Source organism: Burkholderia sp. A9, assembly GCF_000801975.1.
Genome location: NZ_JSZN01000003.1, coordinates 73,165 through 93,220 on the forward strand (window position 1 = coordinate 73,165; position 20,056 = coordinate 93,220).

Annotated in this window: 18 protein-coding genes; 12 read left to right on the plus strand and 6 right to left on the minus strand. The window is 68.9% G+C overall.

Annotated elements, in window-relative coordinates:
• Window positions 1–145: 145 nt before the first annotated feature.
• Genes fliF through PI86_RS01315 form a run of 6 tightly spaced genes read left to right on the plus strand, consistent with a single transcriptional unit; the run spans window position 146 to window position 6,944 of the window.
• Window positions 146–1,900: a flagellar basal-body MS-ring/collar protein FliF gene (gene fliF, locus PI86_RS01290; protein WP_039317892.1), complete on the plus strand. Its 1,755-nt coding sequence runs from the start codon at window positions 146–148 to the stop codon at window positions 1,898–1,900.
• Window positions 1,890–2,885: a flagellar motor switch protein FliG gene (gene fliG / locus PI86_RS01295; protein WP_014895753.1), complete on the plus strand. Its 996-nt coding sequence runs from the start codon at window positions 1,890–1,892 to the stop codon at window positions 2,883–2,885. The genes fliF and fliG overlap by 11 nt, the downstream gene beginning before the upstream one ends.
• Entirely contained in the window at window positions 2,878–3,561 is a 684-nt protein-coding gene (fliH, locus tag PI86_RS01300; protein WP_039317895.1) for a flagellar assembly protein FliH, read from the plus strand. The genes fliG and fliH overlap by 8 nt, the downstream gene beginning before the upstream one ends.
• Complete coding sequence (gene fliI, locus PI86_RS01305; RefSeq protein WP_039317899.1) at window positions 3,555–5,096, plus strand: flagellar protein export ATPase FliI; 1,542 nt, start codon at window positions 3,555–3,557, stop codon at window positions 5,094–5,096. Before fliH ends, fliI begins: the two co-directional genes overlap by 7 nt.
• A 5-nt stretch (window positions 5,097–5,101) precedes the next feature.
• Complete coding sequence (gene fliJ, locus PI86_RS01310; protein ID WP_014895750.1) at window positions 5,102–5,560, plus strand: flagellar export protein FliJ; 459 nt, start codon at window positions 5,102–5,104, stop codon at window positions 5,558–5,560.
• 31 nt (window positions 5,561–5,591) lie between these two features.
• Window positions 5,592–6,944 (plus strand): flagellar hook-length control protein FliK, encoded by a 1,353-nt coding sequence (locus tag PI86_RS01315; RefSeq protein WP_039317902.1) that lies wholly within the window; start codon window positions 5,592–5,594, stop codon window positions 6,942–6,944.
• A 33-nt stretch (window positions 6,945–6,977) separates the two neighbouring features.
• Here the strand turns inward: PI86_RS01315 and PI86_RS01320 are convergent, their stop codons facing one another.
• Window positions 6,978–8,618 (minus strand): GMC family oxidoreductase, encoded by a 1,641-nt coding sequence (locus PI86_RS01320; protein WP_039317905.1) that lies wholly within the window; start codon window positions 8,616–8,618, stop codon window positions 6,978–6,980.
• A gap of 721 nt (window positions 8,619–9,339) precedes the next feature.
• On the opposite strand from PI86_RS01320, the gene PI86_RS01325 reads away from it, so the two are divergent.
• Window positions 9,340–10,782, plus strand: a complete 1,443-nt coding sequence (locus PI86_RS01325; RefSeq protein ID WP_039317908.1) for a coniferyl aldehyde dehydrogenase — start codon at window positions 9,340–9,342, stop codon at window positions 10,780–10,782.
• Between the two features lie 72 nt (window positions 10,783–10,854).
• On the opposite strand, the gene PI86_RS01330 is transcribed toward PI86_RS01325, so the two are convergent.
• Window positions 10,855–11,886 (minus strand): serine/threonine protein kinase, encoded by a 1,032-nt coding sequence (locus PI86_RS01330; RefSeq protein WP_039317911.1) that lies wholly within the window; start codon window positions 11,884–11,886, stop codon window positions 10,855–10,857.
• Between the two features lie 49 nt (window positions 11,887–11,935).
• Window positions 11,936–12,148: a hypothetical protein gene (locus tag PI86_RS01335; protein WP_011886311.1), complete on the minus strand. Its 213-nt coding sequence runs from the start codon at window positions 12,146–12,148 to the stop codon at window positions 11,936–11,938.
• 330 nt (window positions 12,149–12,478) lie between these two features.
• Here PI86_RS01335 and PI86_RS01340 point away from each other — a divergent pair, with 330 nt between their 5' ends.
• The 3 genes from PI86_RS01340 (at window position 12,479) to PI86_RS01355 (ending at window position 15,474) form a co-directional block, all read left to right on the plus strand.
• Window positions 12,479–13,729, plus strand: coding sequence for an MFS transporter (locus PI86_RS01340; RefSeq protein WP_039317917.1), 1,251 nt, complete (start codon window positions 12,479–12,481; stop codon window positions 13,727–13,729).
• 376 nt (window positions 13,730–14,105) lie between these two features.
• Window positions 14,106–14,987: a DMT family transporter gene (locus PI86_RS01350; protein WP_039318213.1), complete on the plus strand. Its 882-nt coding sequence runs from the start codon at window positions 14,106–14,108 to the stop codon at window positions 14,985–14,987.
• Window positions 14,988–15,288: 301 nt separating this feature from the next.
• Window positions 15,289–15,474, plus strand: a complete 186-nt coding sequence (locus PI86_RS01355) for a hypothetical protein (RefSeq protein WP_014895742.1) — start codon at window positions 15,289–15,291, stop codon at window positions 15,472–15,474.
• 122 nt (window positions 15,475–15,596) lie between these two features.
• On the opposite strand, the gene mgrA is transcribed toward PI86_RS01355, so the two are convergent.
• Window positions 15,597–16,640, minus strand: a complete 1,044-nt coding sequence (mgrA, locus tag PI86_RS01360) for an L-glyceraldehyde 3-phosphate reductase (protein ID WP_039317920.1) — start codon at window positions 16,638–16,640, stop codon at window positions 15,597–15,599.
• 184 nt (window positions 16,641–16,824) lie between these two features.
• Between mgrA and PI86_RS01365 the strand changes: the two genes are divergently transcribed.
• Window positions 16,825–17,031, plus strand: a complete 207-nt coding sequence (locus PI86_RS01365; protein WP_039318214.1) for a DUF3185 family protein — start codon at window positions 16,825–16,827, stop codon at window positions 17,029–17,031.
• 154 nt (window positions 17,032–17,185) lie between these two features.
• Here the strand turns inward: PI86_RS01365 and PI86_RS01370 are convergent, their stop codons facing one another.
• Complete coding sequence (locus PI86_RS01370; RefSeq protein ID WP_039317923.1) at window positions 17,186–17,959, minus strand: phytanoyl-CoA dioxygenase family protein; 774 nt, start codon at window positions 17,957–17,959, stop codon at window positions 17,186–17,188.
• Window positions 17,960–18,312: 353 nt separating this feature from the next.
• Here PI86_RS01370 and PI86_RS01375 point away from each other — a divergent pair, with 353 nt between their 5' ends.
• A complete protein-coding gene (locus tag PI86_RS01375; protein WP_014895738.1) occupies window positions 18,313–18,654 on the plus strand; it encodes a hypothetical protein in 342 nt (113 codons plus the stop codon).
• A gap of 109 nt (window positions 18,655–18,763) precedes the next feature.
• Here the strand turns inward: PI86_RS01375 and metK are convergent, their stop codons facing one another.
• A complete protein-coding gene (gene metK, locus PI86_RS01380; RefSeq protein ID WP_039317926.1) occupies window positions 18,764–19,951 on the minus strand; it encodes a methionine adenosyltransferase in 1,188 nt (395 codons plus the stop codon).
• Window positions 19,952–20,056: the final 105 nt, after the last annotated feature.

The following is a 20,056-nucleotide window of genomic DNA, read 5'->3' on the forward strand; positions in this document are numbered from 1 at the left end:
GCGCGCCAAAGCCGCGAAAGTACGGGGGAAACCCCGCTCTTTTCGGTCGATCGGAGTGCCGCCCGGATCCCGATAATCGCATCGTGTCATTGTCCGTCCGCTCGTCCGAGCGGCTCAGTCGTCCCGCTCCGGAGAAACTCCACGCATGGATTCGCAGGCCAACTCGCTGATCAACCCCGACGCCCGCACGGGCCTCGCCAGCCCGGTGCCAGGCGCCACCGCGGCCGCCGCGTTGCCGGGCGCGGGCGCAGACTTCGGGTTCGGCGGCTTCGCGGAACGGATTCCCGGCATCTCGCGCATGAAGGGCAACCCGAAGCTGCCGTTCGTGATCGCCGTCGCGTTCGCGATCGCCGCGATCACCGCGCTCGTGCTGTGGAGCCGCGCGCCCGACTACCGCGTGCTGTACAGCAACCTGTCGGACCGCGACGGCGGCGCGATCATCACCGCGCTCCAGCAGGCAAACGTTCCCTACAAGTTCGCCGATGCCGGCGGCGCGATCCTCGTGCCGTCGAGCCAGGTGCACGAGACGCGCCTGAAGCTCGCCGCGATGGGCCTGCCCAAGGGCGGCTCGGTCGGCTTCGAGCTGATGGACAACCAGAAATTCGGCATCAGCCAGTTCGCCGAGCAGGTGAACTACCAGCGCGCGCTCGAAGGCGAGCTGCAACGCACGATCGAATCGATCAACGCGGTGCGCGGCGCGCGCGTGCATCTCGCGATCCCGAAGCCGTCGGTGTTCGTGCGCGACAAGGAAGCGCCGAGCGCGTCGGTGTTCGTCGACCTCTACCCGGGCCGCGTGCTCGACGAGGGCCAGGTGCAGGCGATCACGCGGATGGTGTCGTCCGGCGTGCCCGACATGCCCGCGAAGAACGTGACGATCGTCGACCAGGACGGCAACCTGCTGACGCAGTCCGCCTCGGCGTCCGGCCTCGACGCGAGCCAGCTCAAGTACGTGCAACAGGTCGAGCACAACACGCAGAAGCGCATCGACGCGATCCTCGCGCCGATCTTCGGCACCGGCAACGCGCGCTCGCAGGTCAGCGCGGACGTCGATTTCTCGAAGCTCGAGCAGACCTCGGAAAGCTACGGCCCGAACGGCACGCCGCAGCAGACCGCGATCCGCAGCCAGCAGACCAGCAGCGCGACCGAGCTCGCGCAGGGCGGCGCCTCGGGCGTGCCGGGCGCGCTGTCGAACACGCCGCCGCAGCCGGCCTCCGCGCCGATCGTCGCGGGCAACGGCCAGACCGGGCCGCAGTCGACGCCCGTCAGCGACCGCAAGGACCAGACGACCAACTACGAGCTCGACAAGACGATCCGCCATGTCGAACAACCGATGGGCAGCGTGAAGCGGCTGTCGGTCGCCGTCGTCGTCAACTACCAGCCGGTCGCCGACGCGAAGGGCCACGTGACGATGCAGCCGCTGCCGCCCGCGAAGCTCGCGCAGATCGAGCAGCTCGTGAAGGATGCGATGGGCTACGACGAGAAGCGCGGCGACTCGGTGAACGTCGTGAACAGCGCGTTCTCGACCGTGAACGACCCGTACGCCGACCTGCCGTGGTGGCGCCAGCCGGACATGATCGAGATGGCGAAGGAAGCCGCGAAATGGCTCGGCGTCGCGGCGGCCGCGGCGGCGCTCTACTTCATGTTCGTGCGCCCGGCGATGCGTCGCGCGTTCCCGCCGCCCCAGCCCGCCGCACCGGCGCTCGCGGCGCCGAGCGATCCGGTCGCGCTCGACGGCCTGCCCTCGCCGGACAAGGCCGGCGAGCCCGATCCGCTGCTGCTCGGCTTCGAGAACGAGAAGCATCGCTACGAACGCAACCTCGACTACGCGCGCACGATCGCCCGCCAGGATCCGAAGATCGTCGCCACCGTCGTGAAGAACTGGGTGTCCGATGAACGCTGAAGGCCTGACCAAGAGCGCGCTGCTGCTGATGTCGATCGGCGAGGAAGAGGCCGCTGAAGTATTCAAGTTCCTCGCGCCGCGCGAGGTGCAGAAGATCGGCGCCGCGATGGCCGCGCTGAAGAACGTCACGCGCGAGCAGGTCGACGACGTGCTGCAGGACTTCGTCAAGGAAGCCGAGGAGCACACCGCGCTGTCGCTGGATTCGAGCGAGTACATCCGCTCGGTGCTGACGAAGGCGCTCGGCGAGGACAAGGCCGGCGTGCTGATCGACCGCATCCTGCAGGGCAGCGACACGAGCGGCATCGAGGGCCTGAAGTGGATGGACTCGGGCGCGGTCGCCGAGCTGATCAAGAACGAGCATCCGCAGATCATCGCGACGATCCTCGTGCACCTCGACCGCGACCAGGCCTCCGAGATCGCGTCGTGCTTCAGCGACCGGCTGCGCAACGACGTGATGCTGCGGATCGCGACGCTCGACGGCATCCAGCCGGCCGCGCTGCGCGAGCTCGACGACGTGCTGACCGGCCTGCTGTCCGGCAGCGACAACCTGAAGCGCAGCCCGATGGGCGGCATCCGCACCGCGGCAGAGATCCTGAACTTCATGACGAGCAATCATGAAGAGGGCGTGCTCGAAAGCGTGCGCCAGTACGATGCCGATCTCGCGCAGAAGATCGTCGACCAGATGTTCGTGTTCGAGAACCTGCTCGACCTCGAGGATCGCGCGATCCAGATGGTGCTGAAGGAAGTCGAGTCGGAAACGCTGATCATCGCGCTGAAGGGCGCGCCGCCCGCGCTGCGCCAGAAGTTCCTCGCGAACATGTCGCAACGCGCGGCCGAACTGCTCGCCGAGGATCTCGACGCGCGCGGCCCGGTACGCGTGTCCGAAGTCGAGACGCAGCAGCGCCGCATCCTGCAGATCGTCCGCAATCTCGCCGAGAGCGGCCAGGTCGTGATCGGCGGCAAGGCGGAAGACGCCTATGTCTGATTCCCCGCCCGACCGCGCCGGCACCCTCACCGCGTACCAGCGGTGGGAAATGGCGTCGTTCGATCCTCCGCCGCCCCCGCCGCCGCCCGACCACGCGGCAGCGACCGCCGCCGCGCTCGCAAAGGACCTGCAGCGCGTGCGCGACGCAGCGCATGCCGAGGGCCATGCGGCCGGTCACGTCGAAGGCCAGGCGCGCGGCTACCAGGCCGGCTTCGACCAGGGCCGCGAACAGGGCTTCAAGGCCGGCCAGGCCGAAGCGCGCGAACAGGCCGCGCAGCTCGCGGCGCTCGCCGCATCGTTCCGCGAAGCCGTGTCGAGCGCCGAGCACGAGCTCGCGGCCGACCTCGCGCAGCTCGCGCTCGACATCGCGCAGCAGGTCGTGCGCCAGCACGTGAAACACGATCCCGCCGCGCTCGTCGCGGCCGCGCGCGACGTGCTCGGTGCCGAGCCGGCGTTGTCCGGCGCGCCGCATCTCGCGGTCAATCCGGCCGACCTGCCCGTCGTCGAAGCCTATCTGCAGGACGAGCTCGATACGCTCGGCTGGAACGTACGCACCGACGCGACGATCGAGCGCGGCGGCTGCCGCGCGCACGCAGCGACGGGCGAGGTCGACGCGACGCTGCCCACCCGCTGGCAGCGCGTCGCCGCCGCGATCGGCAAGGTGGGCGCATGGTGACGCCCACGCCCGAATCGATCCTGCACGACGGGATGACGCCGCTCGAGCGCGAACTCGCGCTCGCGTCGTTCGGCCCCGACACCGCGCCTGACAGCGCACACGGCGCCACCCCGCACGCGGCGAGCGCTTCCGGCGCTGCGCCGCGCGCGCCGCACAACCCGCATCTCGCACACTGGCGCACGCACCTGAACGGGCTGGCAGCGCGCAGCCAGCGCGCGCTGCCGCTGCGGCCGTGCGGGCGCCTCACGCGCGCGGCGGGCCTCGTGCTCGAGGCGATCGGGCTGCGCCTGTCGGTCGGCGCCGAATGCACGATCGAATTGCCGCCCGGCAGCACGCTGCCGCACGCGGAAGCGGAAGTCGTCGGCTTCTCCGGCGATCGCCTGTTCCTGATGCCGACCACCGACGTCGCAGGCGTCTTGCCCGGCGCGCGCGTGTGGCCGCTGGAAAGCGCGCCCGTGGCCGATCCGCTCGCCGGCGCGAAGCGGCTGCCGGTCGGCTGGGAAATGCTCGGACGCGTCGTCGATGCGTCGGGCCGCCCGCTCGACGGCCTGGGCCCGCTCGCGTCGAAGGTCGACGCGCCGCTGTCGGCGCCGTCGATCAACCCGCTCGATCGCGAACCGATCCACCACGTGCTCGACGTCGGCGTGCGCGCGATCAACGCGCTGCTCACCGTCGGCCGCGGGCAGCGGATGGGCCTGTTCGCCGGCTCCGGCGTCGGCAAGTCGGTGCTGCTCGGCACGATGGCGCGCTACACCAGCGCGGAAGTGATCGTGATCGGGCTGATCGGCGAACGCGGCCGCGAAGTGAAGGAATTCATCGAGCAGATCCTCGGCGAGGACGGACTCGCGCGCTCGGTCGTCGTCGCGGCGCCGGCCGACGTGTCGCCGCTGCTGCGGATGCAGGGCGCGGCCTACGCGACCTCGCTCGCCGAGTATTTCCGCGACCAGGGCAAGCACGTGCTGCTGCTGATGGATTCGCTGACGCGCTACGCGATGGCGCAGCGCGAGATCGCGCTCGCGATCGGCGAGCCGCCCGCGACCAAGGGCTATCCGCCATCGGTGTTCGCCAAGCTGCCCGCGCTCGTCGAGCGCACCGGCAACGGACCCGAGGGCGGCGGTTCGATCACCGCGTTCTACACGGTGCTGACCGAAGGCGACGACCAGCAGGACCCGATCGCCGATTCGGCGCGCGCGATCCTCGACGGCCACATCGTGCTGTCACGCGCGCTCGCCGAGGCCGGCCACTATCCGGCGATCGACATCGAGGCATCGATCAGCCGCGCGATGACCGCGCTGATCGACGAAACGCATCTCGACCGCGTGCGGCACTTCAAGCAGATGCTGTCGCGCTACCAGCGCAATCGCGACCTGATCGCGGTCGGCGCCTACGCGCCCGGCCGCGACGCCCAACTCGACCGCGCGATCGCGCTCTATCCGCGCATCGAAGCGTTCCTGCAACAGGGCTTTCGCGAATGCGCGCCGTTCGCGTCGAGTCTGGACGCGCTCGATGCGCTGTTCGACGTACACGGAGGCTGATCCCGATGGCACACGGCTTTCCCCTTCAACTGCTGCTCGACCGCGCGCAGGAAGACCTCGACACGGCCGCGAAGCAGCTCGGCACCGCGCAGCGCGACCGCAGCGCGGCCGCCGACCAGCTCGACGCACTGCTGCGCTATCGCGACGAATACCACGCGCGCTTCGCGCAGTCCGCGCAGCACGGGATGCCCGCCGGCAACTTGCGCAATTTCCAGGCGTTCATCGATACGCTCGACGCGGCAATCGTGCAGCAGCGCAACGTGCTGGCCGCAGCCGAAGTGCGCATCGACGAGGCACGCCCGAACTGGCAACAGAAGAAGCGCACCGTCGGCTCATACGAAATCCTGCAGGCGCGCGGCGTCGCGCAGGAAGCGCAGCGCGCCGCGAAGCGCGAGCAGCGCGATGCCGACGAGCACGCCGCGAAGATCCTGCGCATGCGGGCCGACGCGGCCCGATCGGCGTAACCGCCCACCGCTTTCGAACGAGAGAATCGTCATGCCTCCCCTGCCCCTGCTCGGCGCACTGCTCGACACCGCCGGCGCCGCACTCAAGGCCGTCCGCGACGCCGGTTCGTCCAGCGCCGCCACCCCGTCCGCCGGCAACGATGCCGCACCCGGCGCGGCGGCCGTGCCGTTCGCGCAGACGCTGAAGCAAAGCATCGTCACGCGGCATGACGCGGCGAACGCCGGCAAGCCCGACGTCACATCGAAGCAGGCGGCGTCGACGCCGGCCGCCGGCACGAAGCCGTCCGGCACCGACGACGACAAGTCGACCGACGACGCAAACGCCACCACCGCCAATCCCGATGCCGCCGCGCTCGCCGCGGCAGCCGCCGTGCAGGCACAACTGCAGGCGCGCATGAACGATGCGGCACCGGCCAGCGCCGATGCCGCCACCGCGCAAACGACGGCCTTATCCGGCCAGCCGAATGCCACGGCCGCGCTGACCGGTCATGCAGGCAAGGACGCGGCCGCCGAGCCGGCCGTGCCGGCGTCGGGCCGCGACGCGCTGCCGACGGCGCTTGCGAAGCTGACCGGCGGCTCCGGGGCGATCGCGATGCCCGCGACGGGCGCGGCAGCACCGGCGGCGACGCTTTCCGCATCGGCCAACACCGCACCGCTGACGCCGAAAGTCCCGACCTTCGATCACACGCTCGCCGACGCGAAAGGCGCACTCGCCGCGCAGCAGACGCCCCCGCAGGCCGCCGCGCAGACGCTGCAGCCCGGCGCACCCGGTCAGCCCGCCGCGCAGCATGCATTCGCGGCGACCGAAGAAGCCGCCAGCCCCACCGCCGACACGTCGGTCGCGGCCGCCACAACGGCTGCGGCTGCGGCAGCCGCACAAGCGAACCAGCAGGCAGCGCCCGTCGCGAACGCTATCGCAACAGCCAACGCGCATGTGCTGGCGCCGCATGTCGGCACCGCCGACTGGACCGACGCATTGAGCCAGAAGGTCGTGTTCCTGTCGAACGCGCACCAGCAGAGCGCCGAGCTGACGCTGAACCCGCCGGACCTCGGCCCGCTGCAGGTCGTGCTGCGCGTCGCCGACAACCACGCGCACGCGCTGTTCGTGTCGCAGCACCCGCAGGTGCGCGACGCGGTGGAAGCCGCACTGCCGAAGCTGCGCGAAGCGATGGAAGCGGGCGGGCTCGGCCTGGGCAGCGCGACCGTCAGCGACGGCGGCTTCGCCTCGCAGCAGCAGAACCCGCAGCAGCGCTTCGCCGGCGGCCAGCAATCGCTGCGCGCACGCGCCGGATCGTCAACCGTCGATGCACCGGTCGACGCTGCGCAATCCGCAGCGGCCGGCGCGATCGTGAGCCGCGCGGGCCTCGTCGATACGTTCGCCTGAGCATCGCGTGCGTCGCGTGCCGATGCGCGCCGCTCAGCGGCCGTGCACCGCCGCGGCCGCCTCGCCGCGCGGCACGCCACCCCGGCGGGCCGCGACGATGAAGTCCGCCGCGCGTTCGCCGATCATCACCGACGGCGCATTCGTGTTCCCGCCGATCAGCGTCGGCATCACCGACGCGTCCACCACGCGCAATCCTTCGACGCCCCGCACGCGCAGTTGCGGATCCACGACCGCGCGCGCATCCGAACCCATCCGGCAGGTGCCGACCGGGTGATAGATCGTGTCGGCGTGCGCGACGATCGTCGCGCGCAGCTCGGCTTCGCTCTGGTCCGCCCGCGTGTACAGCTCGCGCCCGCCCTGCGATGCGAGCGGCGCCTGCGACAGGATCCGGCGCATCGCCTGCGCGCCGCGCACGAGCAGGTCGAGGTCGCGCGTGTCGCTGAAGAAGCGCGGATCGATCAGCGGCGCATCGCGCGCGTCGCCGCTCGCGAGCGCAACCGTGCCGCGGCTGAACGGCCGCAGCGCGCAGACGTGCAGCGAATAACCGAAGCCCCAGTGCATCTTGCGGTTGTGGTCGTCGACGAGCGCCGTGCAGAAATGCAGCTGCAGGTCCGGACGATCGAGCGATGGATCGCTCTTGATGAAGCCGCCGGCCTCCGCGACGTTGCTCGTCATCATCCCCGTGCGGCTCGAGAAGTAGCGTGCGAGCGCCGGCGTCATCTTCGCGATCCCGCGCAGGCAGATGCCGACCAGCTCCGACGAATTCACGCGCGTGTTGATGATGAAGTCGATGTGGTCGATCAGGTTGGTGCCGACGTCCGGCGCATCCTGCACGACCGCGATCCCGTGCCGGCGCAGCTGCTCCGCCGGACCGATCCCCGAGCACATCAGCAGCTGCGGCGAATTGAACGCGCCCGCCGACAGGATCACTTCCGCGCGCGCGCCGAGCGTCTCGACGCGTCCGTTGCGCGACACCGCGACGCCGACCGCGCGCTTGCCGTCGAAGCCCACGCGCAGCACCGTCGCATCGGTGATCACGTGCAGGTTCGGCCGGTTTCGGCCGTAGATGTACGCGCGCGCGACGCTGCAGCGCGAGCCGTCGCGGTGCGTGACCTGATAGAAGCCGACGCCTTCCTGCGTCGCGCCGTTGAAATCGTCGTTGAGCGGGTAGCCGGCCGCATGCGCGGCCTGGATGAATCGTTCGGAGAACGGATTACGAAAGCGCAGGTCGGACACTGTCAACGGGCCGTCCGCGCCGTGCCATGCGTCGGCACCGCGCGCGTTGCCTTCCGCGCGGCGGAAATACGGCAGCACGTCCTGCCAGCCCCAGCCCGTCGCGCCGAGTTGTGCCCACTCGTCGTAGTCGCCCGGGTGGCCGCGCGTGTAGATCATCGCGTTGATCGCGCTCGAGCCACCCATTCCGCGTCCGCGCGGCTGGTAGCCGCGGCGGCCGCCGAGGCCCGGTTGCGGCACCGTCTCGTAACCGTAGTTCGTTCCGAGCTTGAACGGCACGAGCGCCGCGATCCCCACCGGCATGTTGACCAGCAGGTTGCGCTCCGTGTGCGAGCCGGCCTCGATCAGCGCGATCGTCGCGTCGGGGCATGCATCGGCGAGGCGGCTGGCGAGGCTCGACCCGCCCGACCCTCCGCCAACGATGATGTAGTCGTATTGCATGTCACGTCTCCTTCGTGTCATGAACGGCGCCCGGCGCGGCCCGGCTCCCGCTTGTAATGTTCGGGCATTGTAGGAACGACCTTCGCGCGCGCGGCACGCGGATTCAAGAGCGATTCCTCTAAACGCCCGCGTGAACTAAATTTAAGATGTATCGATTGAATCGCCGCGATGCACCGGCCGCGAGAAGCCGCGCCGTCGCGAAACTGGGGAGACGACGATGCAGCGCCACGTTCCGCAGGCCGTGCGCCGACCGGGTTGTCCGGACGCGCCGCGCAGGGCCCGCATTTCATTTCAAACGGCAGCCCGTGGGGTGATCTGCGACACCACACGCGCAGCCACGCGAGATCGAACGACAACGCGCGTCGCCGACCGTTTGGACGGCGTTTCGCATCAACGGCACGAGAGGCCTGAGCGCGAGTGGCTGCATGCAGCGCGCCGCCCCGCTGCCGTGCAGCGGCCCACGCGCGACGCGCGGCACCGCACGCCGGCCAGGAATCGCCTCGGGCCGCACTTGCTGACCGTGCGATCCCGCTTCCGGATGCGGCAAGCGTCGCGCGCATACGACGCTTGCCGCACGCCGCACCCTGTTTTCGACCGCGCATCGCATCCGGCCCCGCGCCGCGCGACGCGCGCCATCCTGAACCGCCCCGCCACGCTCGCCGAGCGCTCACGTGCGGCCTGACTGCTGGCCGACGCGCCACGCCCCACTGGAGGAGACGACATGAAGAACGACCTGCCCGAACTGGCCCCGCAAGCGCTGCCGTCGGTCGATGCGCTGACGTCGCTGCTGCGCGACCAGCGCGCGGCCTACCTGCGCGCGCCGTACCCGGAATGGGACACCCGCGCGCAGCACCTGCGCGCGCTGCGCACGATGCTGATCGATCACGCGGATGCGCTCGCCGACGCGATCAGCGCCGACTTCGGCCACCGCGCGAAGCAGGAGGTCCTGCTGTCGGAAATCTGGATGGCGAAGGAAGAGATCGACGATGCGCTCAAGCACGGCAAGCGCTGGATGAAGCCGAGCCGCAAGCCGATGAACAAGTGGCTGCGGCCCGCGCGCGCGAAGGTCATTCCGCAGCCGCTCGGCGTGGTCGGCATCGTCGTGCCGTGGAACTATCCGGTACTGCTCGCGGCCGGCCCGCTGATCTGCGCGCTCGCGGCCGGCAACCGCGCGATCATCAAGATGTCCGAACTGACGCCGCGCACATCGGCACTGTTCGAGCAGCTGATCGCGAAGACCTTCTCGCGCGACCACGTCGCGGTCGTGAACGGCGATGCGGAAGTCGGCGCCGCGTTCAGTGCGCTACCGTTCGATCACCTGCTGTTCACCGGCTCGACGCACGTCGGCCGCCACGTGATGCGCGCGGCGGCCGACAACCTCACGCCCGTCACGCTCGAGCTCGGCGGCAAGTCGCCGGCGATCGTCGGCCCGAATGCACGCTTCGATGCGGCCGTCGACGCGATCGTCGCCGGCAAGACGCTGAATGCGGGCCAGACCTGCATCGCCCCCGATTACGTCCTGCTGCCGCGCGGGATGGAAGCCGCGTTCATCGAGCGAGCGCGGGCGCGGTTCGCGAAGATGTATCCCGACCTGTCGGCGAACGGCGACTACACGACGATCGTGTCGCCGCGTCACTACGCGCGCCTGCAGCAACTTGCGAGCGACGCGCAGGCGGCCGGCGCGCAACTGCATCCGCTGTCCGACGCGCAGTCCGATCCCGCGGCGCGCCGCTTCGTGCCGTGCGCGGTCACGCACGTGCCGGCTGCGTCGCAGCTGATGCAGGAGGAAATCTTCGGGCCGCTGCTGCCGCTCGTGCCGTACGAGCGGCTCGACGAGGCCATCGCCTATGTGAACGCGCGCCCGCGACCGCTCGCGCTGTACCTGTTCGACGAAGACGGCGGCACGATCGACCGCGTGATGCGCGAAACGATCTCGGGCGGCGTGACGGTCAATGACGCGCTGATGCACATCGCGTGCGGCAGTTTGCCGTTCGGCGGGGTCGGCGCGAGCGGGATGGGCGCGTATCACGGCTACGACGGCTTCGTGACGTTCTCGAAGATGAAGCCCGTGCTCACGCAGGCACGGCTGAACGCGCGCAACCTGCTTGCGCCGCCGTACGGCAAGCGCTTCGCCGCGCTGATCAAGCTGATGCTGAAGTTATGAGCGACGCGGGCCGCGTGCCGCGCGCGGCGGCCCGCCCCGGGATACCGCGCGGCGACACCGCCGCGCGCGCCGTCACACGGGCCAGAGCGGCCCTTCCTGCATCGCGCCGATCTGCTCGCGCAGTTCGAGCACGCGTGCTTCCCAGTAGCGATGGGTGTTAAACCACGGGAACGCCGCCGGGAAGGCGGGGTCGTCCCAGCGGCGTGCGAGCCACGCCGCGTAGTGAATCAACCGCAGCGTGCGCAGCGCTTCGACCAGATGCAGTTCGCGCGGCTCGAATTCGCAGAAATCCTCGTAACCGGCGAGCAGGTCCGCGAGTGCGCGCGACGCGCCTTCGCGATCGCCCGGCAGCAGCAGCCACAGATCCTGGACGGCAGGCGCCACCCGGCTGTCGTCGAAGTCGACGAAATGCGGGCCCGCATCGGTCCACAGCACGTTGCTCGGATGACAGTCACCATGCGTGCGCAGCAGGCGGATCTCGCCTGCTCGCTCGAACGCGGCCTCGACGCCCTCGAGCGCGAGCGTGACCGCCGTCTCGTACGCGGGCCGTACATCGTCGGGGATGAAATCGTGCGCGAGCAGGTAGTCGCGCGGCTCGTAGCCGAAGGTGCGGATGTCGAGCACGGGACGCGCGACATACGGCTGCGTCGCGCCGACCGCGTGAATCCGGCCGATGAAGCGGCCGAGCCATTCGAGCGTGTCGCTGCGGTCGAGATCGGGCGCGCGGCCGCCGCGCCGCTCGAAGATCGAGAAGCGGAAGCCGTCGAACGCGTGCAGCGTGCGGCCGTCGAACACGCGCGCGGGCACCGCCGGAATCTCGCGCGCGGCGAGTTCGGCGACGAACGCGTGTTCTTCCAGGATCGCGTCGTCCGACCAGCGCGCGGGCCGGTAGAACTTCGCGACGACCGGCGGGCCGTCTTCGATGCCGACCTGGTAGACGCGGTTTTCGTAGCTGTTGAGGGCGAGCAGGCGCCCGTCGGTGCGCAGCCCGTCCGGCATCAGCACGCTGTCGAGCGCGTCGAGCACGCACTCGGGCGTGAGGCCGGCGAACGGCGGGCCGGCGGGAGCTGCGGGGGCGGAAGTGTCGTCTTTCATGCCCCGCATTGTGCCGTCAGCCGCGCCGAAACACGAGCGTCCGCTACGGCACGCGCGCTCAGTGGATCGCGGCGCCGGCCGGCAGCACGGATTCGCCGGTATCGATCAGGTCCTCGAGAAAGAACGGCTCGGTGTTGAGTTCCTTCGACTCGCCCGGCACGCCCGCGTACCAGGTCACCATGGCCATGTCGCCCAGAACGCGCTGGACGATGCCGCGCGCGCCCTTCGGCACCGCGATATGGGTAGTGCAGACAATCGACCCGACATGCATGATGGTTCCCCACTCTTGAAACTTGAAACCCGGCTCGCTGGCGAGCCGGCAAATGCACGATCCGCGCCGCCCTCGTCGGGGTGTTGCGCGTAATCCCATTGTTCACGGTTTATCGAAGCGCGAAAAGAAGAAGAAGCAGGCGAAGTGCCGCGAATTCGTCGAATGTCTCCAATCAACCACTGCATCGCGCGTGCGCTTGCACGGGCGGATACCCCCATCATACCCTGTCGAATGTGACCGCCCGCCGAATCCGGCCACACGCGCGGCGCGCACGCGAATTGCACAACGGGCGTATCGTCTGCCCTTTGCCCGGTCGTCAGGAGACTTCGCGTGACCGCACCGAACGGAACCACGCCCGTGGCCGCGCGCCGCGACACCTCACCCCCCTATCTCGAACGCGGCTCGCGCAGTTACTGGCGCGCGAGCGTCGCGCTGCTGTTCGCGGGCTACGCGACCTTCTCGCTGCTCTACTATGTGCAGCCGCTGCTGCCGGAATTCTCGACCACGTTCGGCGTGAGCCCCGCGCAGAGCAGTCTCGCGCTGTCGTTCTCGACGGGCGCGCTCGCCATCGCCGTGTTCGTCGCGGGCTTCGTATCCGAAGGCCTGAGCCGTCACCGGCTGATGACCGCGTCGCTGATGCTGTCGTCGGTGCTCACCCTCGTCGCCGCGTTCGCGCCGCACTGGCATCAGATGCTCGTGCTGCGTGCACTGACCGGGCTCGCGCTCGGCGGCGTGCCCGCCGTCGGCATGGCGTATCTCGCCGAGGAGGTGCACCCGGACGGGCTCGGGCTCGCGATGGGTCTCTACGTCGGCGGCAACGCGATCGGCGGGATGGCCGGGCGCGTGATCGCGGGCGTGCTCGCCGACCTGTTCACATGGCGCATCGCGATCGCCGCGATCGGCGTGCTCGGCCTCGCAGCGACGCTCGCGTTTCGCGCGCTGCTGCCGCCGTCGCGCCATTTCACGCCGCGCCGCGGGCTCGGTTTCGCCCAGCATCGCGCGGCGCTCGCCCGGCATCTCGCCGGCCGCCGTGAACTGCCGGTGCTGTTCGCGATGGCCTTCATCCTGATGGGCGGCTTCGTCACGCTGTACAACTATGTCGGCTACCGGCTGCTCGCGCCGCCGTATTCGATGAACCAGGCGACGATCGGCGCGATCTTCGTCGTCTATCTCGTCGGCGTCGTCGCGTCGCCGTGGTCGGGGCGCATGGCCGATTCGCTCGGCCGCGGCCGGGTGCTGATCGCAAGCGTCGTCATCATGCTGGCGGGCGTCGCGTTGACGCTGCTGCAGCCCGTCGCCGCGATCGCGTGCGGCATCGCGTGCGTGACGTTCGGCTTCTTCGCCGGGCATTCGACCGCGAGCGGCTGGGTCGGCCGCCTCGCGACGCAAGGCAAGGGCCAGGCCGCCGCGCTCTACCTGCTGTCCTACTATCTCGGCTCGAGCATCGTCGGCTCGCTCGGCGGACGCTTCTGGAGCGCATCCGGCTGGGCCGGCGTCGCGGCGCTGGTCGCCACGTTGCTCACCGCCGGGCTCGCGGCCGCCGCATGGCTGCGCAGGCGCGAACGCAGCGGCGCCGCATGACGTGCGGGCGCGCGGCGCCGGCTTCCCGCCGACAGTTGTTGCGCTGGATGGCCGCCTTGCGTTACCTTTGACGTTCATTCGCGTTCAAACGCATTTCGACACGATGCATCCGCTCACGTCCGCTCTCGCAAAATCCCGGCCGCAGTTCGACTCGCGGCCGCAGGCGTGCGCGCATCCGTCGGTCCTCCCTCCTCCTGTCGCACCGCCGCTCGTCGGCGCCGCGCCGCCCCCGCCGGCGGCACGCGTCGGCTGACCAGCCGGCTTTCGTTTTCCGTTTTCCATTCGCCCGTTTGCGGCCGTTCGTGCGTCATCACGCACGGCGTGTTGCTGCGCGCGCGACATGGAACGTTTCGATCCGTTCGACAGGTGGATTCACATGGTTTCGTTCAAACGCGCGCTCGCCGCGCATGGCGTGACGTCGCTCTTCGTGCTGCTGTGGAGCAGCGGCGCGATCTTCGCTGAACTCGGTCTGCGTCACGCATCCGCGTTCGTCTTTCTCACCGCACGCTTCGCGCTCGCGTCGTTCGTGCTGCTCGTGCTGGCCATGATGCGCGGACGCTGGCTGCCGCCGCGCGGCGAGCGGCGCATCGCCGCGCTGACCGGCCTGCTGATGATGGGCGGCTATTCGATCTTCTATCTGCTCGCGCTCGAGCGCGGGATCGCACCGGGCGTGCTCGCGACGATCCTCGGCGTGCAGCCGATCCTCACGCTCGCGATCGTCGAGCGGCGCTGGCAGCCGATGCGCGTCGCCGGGCTCGGGCTGTCGCTGGCCGGTCTCGCGCTCGTCGTATGCCGCGGCGTGGGCGGTGCCGGCCTGCCGATCATCGGCGTCGCGTGCGCGCTCACGGCGCTCGTCGCGCTGACTGTCGGCTCGCTGCTGCAAAAGCGCGTGCGTGCGGCACCCGCCGACGTGCTGACGCTGCAGAACGCGATCGGCCTCGCGCTGTGCATGGCGATCCTGCCGTTCCGGCCGATCTCGCTCGATGCGAGCTGGGCGTTCGTCGTGCCGCTGCTGTGGCTCGGCATCGTGATCTCGGTGATCGCGCAGTTGCTGTTCTACCGGTTGATGCAGCGCGGCGATCTCGTCAACGTGACGAGCCTGTTCTATCTCGTGCCCGTCGTCACCACGCTGATGGATGCGGTATGGCTCGGCAACCGGCCCGAGCCGCTCGCGCTCGCCGGCATGGGGGCGATCGTCGCGGGGCTCGCGCTCGTGTTCCGCACGCCGGCCGTTCGCGCGCAACCCGATCGCGCGTAAGCGGATGGTCCGCCGCGCCCGCGGGTGCGGCGGACCATATCGAACACGTACGACGTTTCCGCACAAAACGAAAGGAACGGGAAAGACTTGCGCAAGGCATTCGTCTAATTCGCGGGAAAAATGCGGAATCCTCGGGTTTTTCCGCAGACTTTTAATGGTTCGGATAGCGAAAAGCGCCGCGAGGTTGCCTATACTCGAACTGTCCGCCCCGCTCGCAATCGGGTCGGCCCAACATTAGAAATGCCCGGCATGGGGCTGGAAGACGCGCCTGCGCCTGTTCCGGCCGACTACGGAGACACGCATGACGACCTATTTCACGATCGGCGACTTCATCCTGTTGATTCCGATGGCGCTGGCCGGAGCGCTATTTCTCGGCGCGGTGCCGTGCGCAACCGAATTCCGCCACAACCTGCTGCGCGTGCTCGGCGTCATCCTCGGCGTCGGCGTTGCGGTATTGCTCGTCGAAGGCCTGCCAGCGCTGCTGTAGCGACACGTTGGCGCGCGCCGCCAGTCACATCGCTGCATTGCAGCGACGTGACGGCTTGTGTGCGTGCGCTGCGATACGGCATGCGATAGTTCGCATCCCGTATCGACTGCCTTTGCTGCCGGTCAGATCGCTTGGTCGGTGGACGGCTTTTCCCACAGATTGATGCCGCCTTCGGTCGCGTAGCGATCGATCTCCGCAAGTTCGTCGGCCGAGAATTCGAGGTTCTTCAGCGCGCCGACGTTTTCACGCACCTGCTCCGCACGGCTCGCGCCGATCAGCGCGGACGTCACGCGGCCATTGCGCAGCACCCACGCGAGCGCCATTTGCGCGAGGCTCTGCCCGCGCCGTTCGGCGATGCCGTTGAGCTTGCGCACCTGCTCGAGGTTGTCCGCGCTCAGATGATCCTGCTTCAGCGAGCCGCCGCCCGGCTTGTTCACCCGCGCATCGGCCGGCACGCCGTTCAGGTATTTCGACGTGAGCAGCCCCTGCGCGAGCGGCGTGAACGCGATGCTGCCCGTGCCGATCTCGTCGAGCGTACCGAGCAGGTCGGGCTCGATCCAGCGGTTCAGCATGTTGTACGAAGGCTGGTGGATCAGCAGCGGCACCTGGTATCGCGCGAGCAGCTCGGCCATCTCGCGCGTCTTCGCGGCCGAATACGACGAGATGCCGATGTACAGCGCCTTGCCCTGCTGCACCGCCGACGCGAGCGCACCAGCCGTCTCCTCGAGCGGCGTGTGCGCGTCGAAGCGGTGCGAATAGAAGATGTCGACGTAGTCGAGCCCCATCCGCTGCAGGCTCTGGTCGAGGCTCGCGAGCACGTACTTGCGCGAGCCGCCGCCGCTGCCGTACGGGCCCGGCCACATGTCCCAGCCGGCCTTCGTCGAGATCAGCAGTTCATCGCGGTACGGCCGGAAATCCTCCTTCAGCAGCCGCCCGAAGTTGGTTTCGGCGCTGCCGTACGGCGGCCCGTAGTTGTTCGCGAGGTCGAAGTGATTGATGCCGAGGTCGAACGCGGTGCGCAGGATGTCGCGCTGCGTCGCGATCGGCGTCGAGTCGCCGAAGTTGTGCCACAGGCCGAGCGACAAGGCGGGCAATTTGAGCCCGGATTTGCCGCAGGTGCGGTATTGCATGTCGGCATAACGTTCGGGAGCTGCTTCGTAGGCCATGGGTCTGTTCCGTCAGGACGTCGGGGAAGGGACGCGCGCCGCACGCGAACAGCGCGCGCCGGCGGCGAAGGAAACCTATGACGGCTATGGTAGCGAACGGGGCGCAAGCGCGCACGGCGATGGACGCGGCCGCGCACGTCGCCTACACTGCGGCGTCTCGAATCACCGTTACAGCGAGGTTGGTATGTCCCGGGTCATCTCGGTTGCGCTGCTCGTCGTCGGCGTCGTGCTGCTGTATTTCGGCGGACAGTCGTTTCATTCGATCAACGACAACGTGTCGCGCTTCTTCACCGGCTCGCCCGCCACGAAGACGATCCTGCTGATCGCGGGCGGCGCCGTCGCATTGCTGATCGGCCTGACCGGCCTCGCGATGCCGGCCAACAAGCGCTGATCGCGCAGCCGCGCGACCGGCAACGGCCCGCATCGCGCGAGCGGGCCGCGCAAAACGCAACGGGCGGCCAGGCCGCCCGTCTTTTCATGCGCCCATGCGGCCGCCGCGCCCCATCGGGCAATCGGCGCGGCGTCGTCGCCGGCCCGCAGCGCGGCTAGAACTGCACTTCCGGCTTCGTCGCCGAACGCGTGCCCGGCACCGGCCGGTTGCTCAGCCCGTGATACGTGTACACGAGCGAGAACTTCACCTGGTCGGAACGGTTCTGCCCCGCCGAATGCAGCGTGTTGCAGTGGAAGAACACGACGTCGCCCGCCTGGAGCGGCGGGCAGGTTGCCGCGTCGATCATCTTGCGGTTTTCCGGCAGGTCGCTGCGGAAGAACTTCGCGTCGTCGAACGCTTCCGGCCCGAATTCGGCCGTATGCGAACCCGGCACCAGCCAGAGCGCGCCGTTTTCGTTCGTTTCCGGCCCGAGCGCGAGCCACACCGACACCATGTCCGCGCGCTCGAACGACCAGTAACGGAAATCACGATGCCAGCCCGTGAGGCTGCCGTACGCGGGGTGCTTCGTCATCATGCAGTTGTGATGCGCGCGCGACAGCACCGGCTGCTCGCCGAAGTACTCGCGCATCCACACGCCGATTTCCGGCGCGATCGCGCGTTCGGCGAACGCCGGATCACGCGTGTATGCGTCGAGCAATCGCCGCACCGTATGCCCGCCCGGCGCATGCTTCGACTCGGGCGCGCCCGGGTAGCGCAGGTCCGCCTCGAACTCGATCGGCTCCGCCGCTTCCTGCAACTGGCGCTCCGCGATCTGCTTGAGCGCCGCGCACTGCGCTTCGCCGACGAGGCCGCGCGCGACGACGAAGCCGCGTTCGCGCAATTCCGCGACTTGCGCGCGGATCGATTCCGACTGCAATGGAGACGACATGGGATGCCAGACGTTTATTGTGTGAATGTGACGATTGTAAATCGGCGCCGGATGCCGCGAACAGCACCATTGTCGTGCGCAGGGGCATGCCAATTGCCGATTTGATCTGGCTCAAGGGAACTGTGCGGCGCGGCGCGAGCCTCAACGACAGGCGGTATGCGGAAACACGCTTGCGGCACAAGGGTTTATCGCGACTTTTGCGCGTCACGAAAGCCCTGTAGCCTGTCGCGGCCTGTCAATTCTGGCGGGCGCGGCGCGCAACGACTTTCGGTAAGATGCGTTGCGCCATCCGAGGCCGTTCATACCAGTGCGCTCTTCAAGGGCGCCACCCATACAAGCGAAGCATCGTTCACATGCCATTCCGTCTGACTTCCCGTCTCAGCCGCGCTGCGAAGCGCGTCGTGCCGTCCGCTCCTGCCCGCCCGCTGCGCCATCACCGCGCCCGCACGCAGGCGCTCGCCGAGCACACGCACGCGCACAGCCGGCTGGACGGCATCCGCGCGTGGTTCCACGCGTTCTTCTCGATGATGAGCGCGCAGGCGTTCGCACGCCGCGCCGGCCTGCGCTCGCTGCTGCAGAAGCCGTCGTCGCTGCGCGCGCTCGCGCTGCGCCGCGCGCTGGGCCCGCAGCGCCGCGTCAACCGCCCGCGCCGCCTGGCGGCGAGCAACGGCTGGTTCGGGTTCGGCGCACGCTGAAGCCGCGCCGGCGGGCAAGGCCCGCCTCGATCGCCGTCATCTCTACGGCGCTCGACTCGCATAAAAAAACCCCGGCATGCCGGGGTTTTTCGTTTCGGGCGAACGGCGCTTACGCGACGCGTGCCGTCGGCTCCACGCCGGCCGCTTCGGCCAGTGCGAGTGCCTTGTCGGTCGCTTCCCACGAGAATTCCGGCTCTTCGCGGCCGAAGTGGCCGTAAGCTGCCGTCTTCTCGTAGATCGGGCGCAGCAGGTCGAGCATCTTGATGATGCCCTTCGGACGCAGGTCGAAATGCTCGCGCACGAGCTTCGTGATCACCGCATCCGACACGCGGCCCGTGCCGAACGTGTTGACCATCACCGAGGTCGGCTCGGCAACGCCGATCGCGTACGACACCTGGATCAGCGCGCGCGATGCGAGGCCTGCCGCGACGATGTTCTTCGCGACGTAACGGCCGGCATACGCTGCCGAACGGTCGACCTTCGACGGATCCTTGCCCGAGAACGCGCCGCCGCCGTGCGGTGCGGCACCGCCGTAGGTATCGACGATGATCTTGCGGCCCGTCAGGCCGCAGTCGCCCTGCGGACCGCCGATCACGAACCGGCCGGTCGGGTTCACCAGGAACTTGATGTCGCCCTTGATCAGGTCGGCCGGCAGCGTCGGCTTGATGATTTCCTCGATCACGGCTTCGCGCAGCGCCGGCAGTTCGATGTCCGGTGCGTGCTGGGTGGACAGCACGACGGTGTCGATCGAATCCGGGCGGCCATCGACGTAGCGGATCGTCACCTGCGACTTCGCGTCCGGGCGCAGCCACGGCAGGCGGCCGTCACGGCGCAGGCTGGCCTGGCGCTCGACGAGGCGGTGCGACAGGTGGATCGGCAGCGGCATCAGTTCGGGCGTTTCGTCGCACGCGTAACCGAACATCAGGCCCTGGTCGCCCGCGCCTTGATCGAGGTTGTCGTCATGTGCGCGATCGACACCCTGCGCGATGTCCGGCGACTGCTTGTCGTACGCGACGAGCACCGCGCAACCCTTGTAGTCGATGCCGTACTCGGTGTTGTCGTAGCCGATGCGCTTGATGGTGTCGCGCGCGATCTGGATGTAATCGATGTTGGCCGTCGTGGTGATTTCACCGGCCAGAACGACGAGACCCGTGTTGCACAGCGTTTCGGCTGCGACGCGGGAATATTTGTCCTGCTCGAGGATGGCGTCGAGAATCGCGTCCGAGATTTGGTCCGCGACCTTGTCCGGATGGCCTTCGGAGACGGATTCGGACGTGAAGAGATAATCGTTTGCCACTTTTTCAGGCTCCTGTGTGGTTACGGTGGGTTTCACGTAGCCAGCTTCGTTAGGCCTGAAGCGGCGACGCTTTAGCGGATTACCAGGACCGGGCAGCGCGCTTCG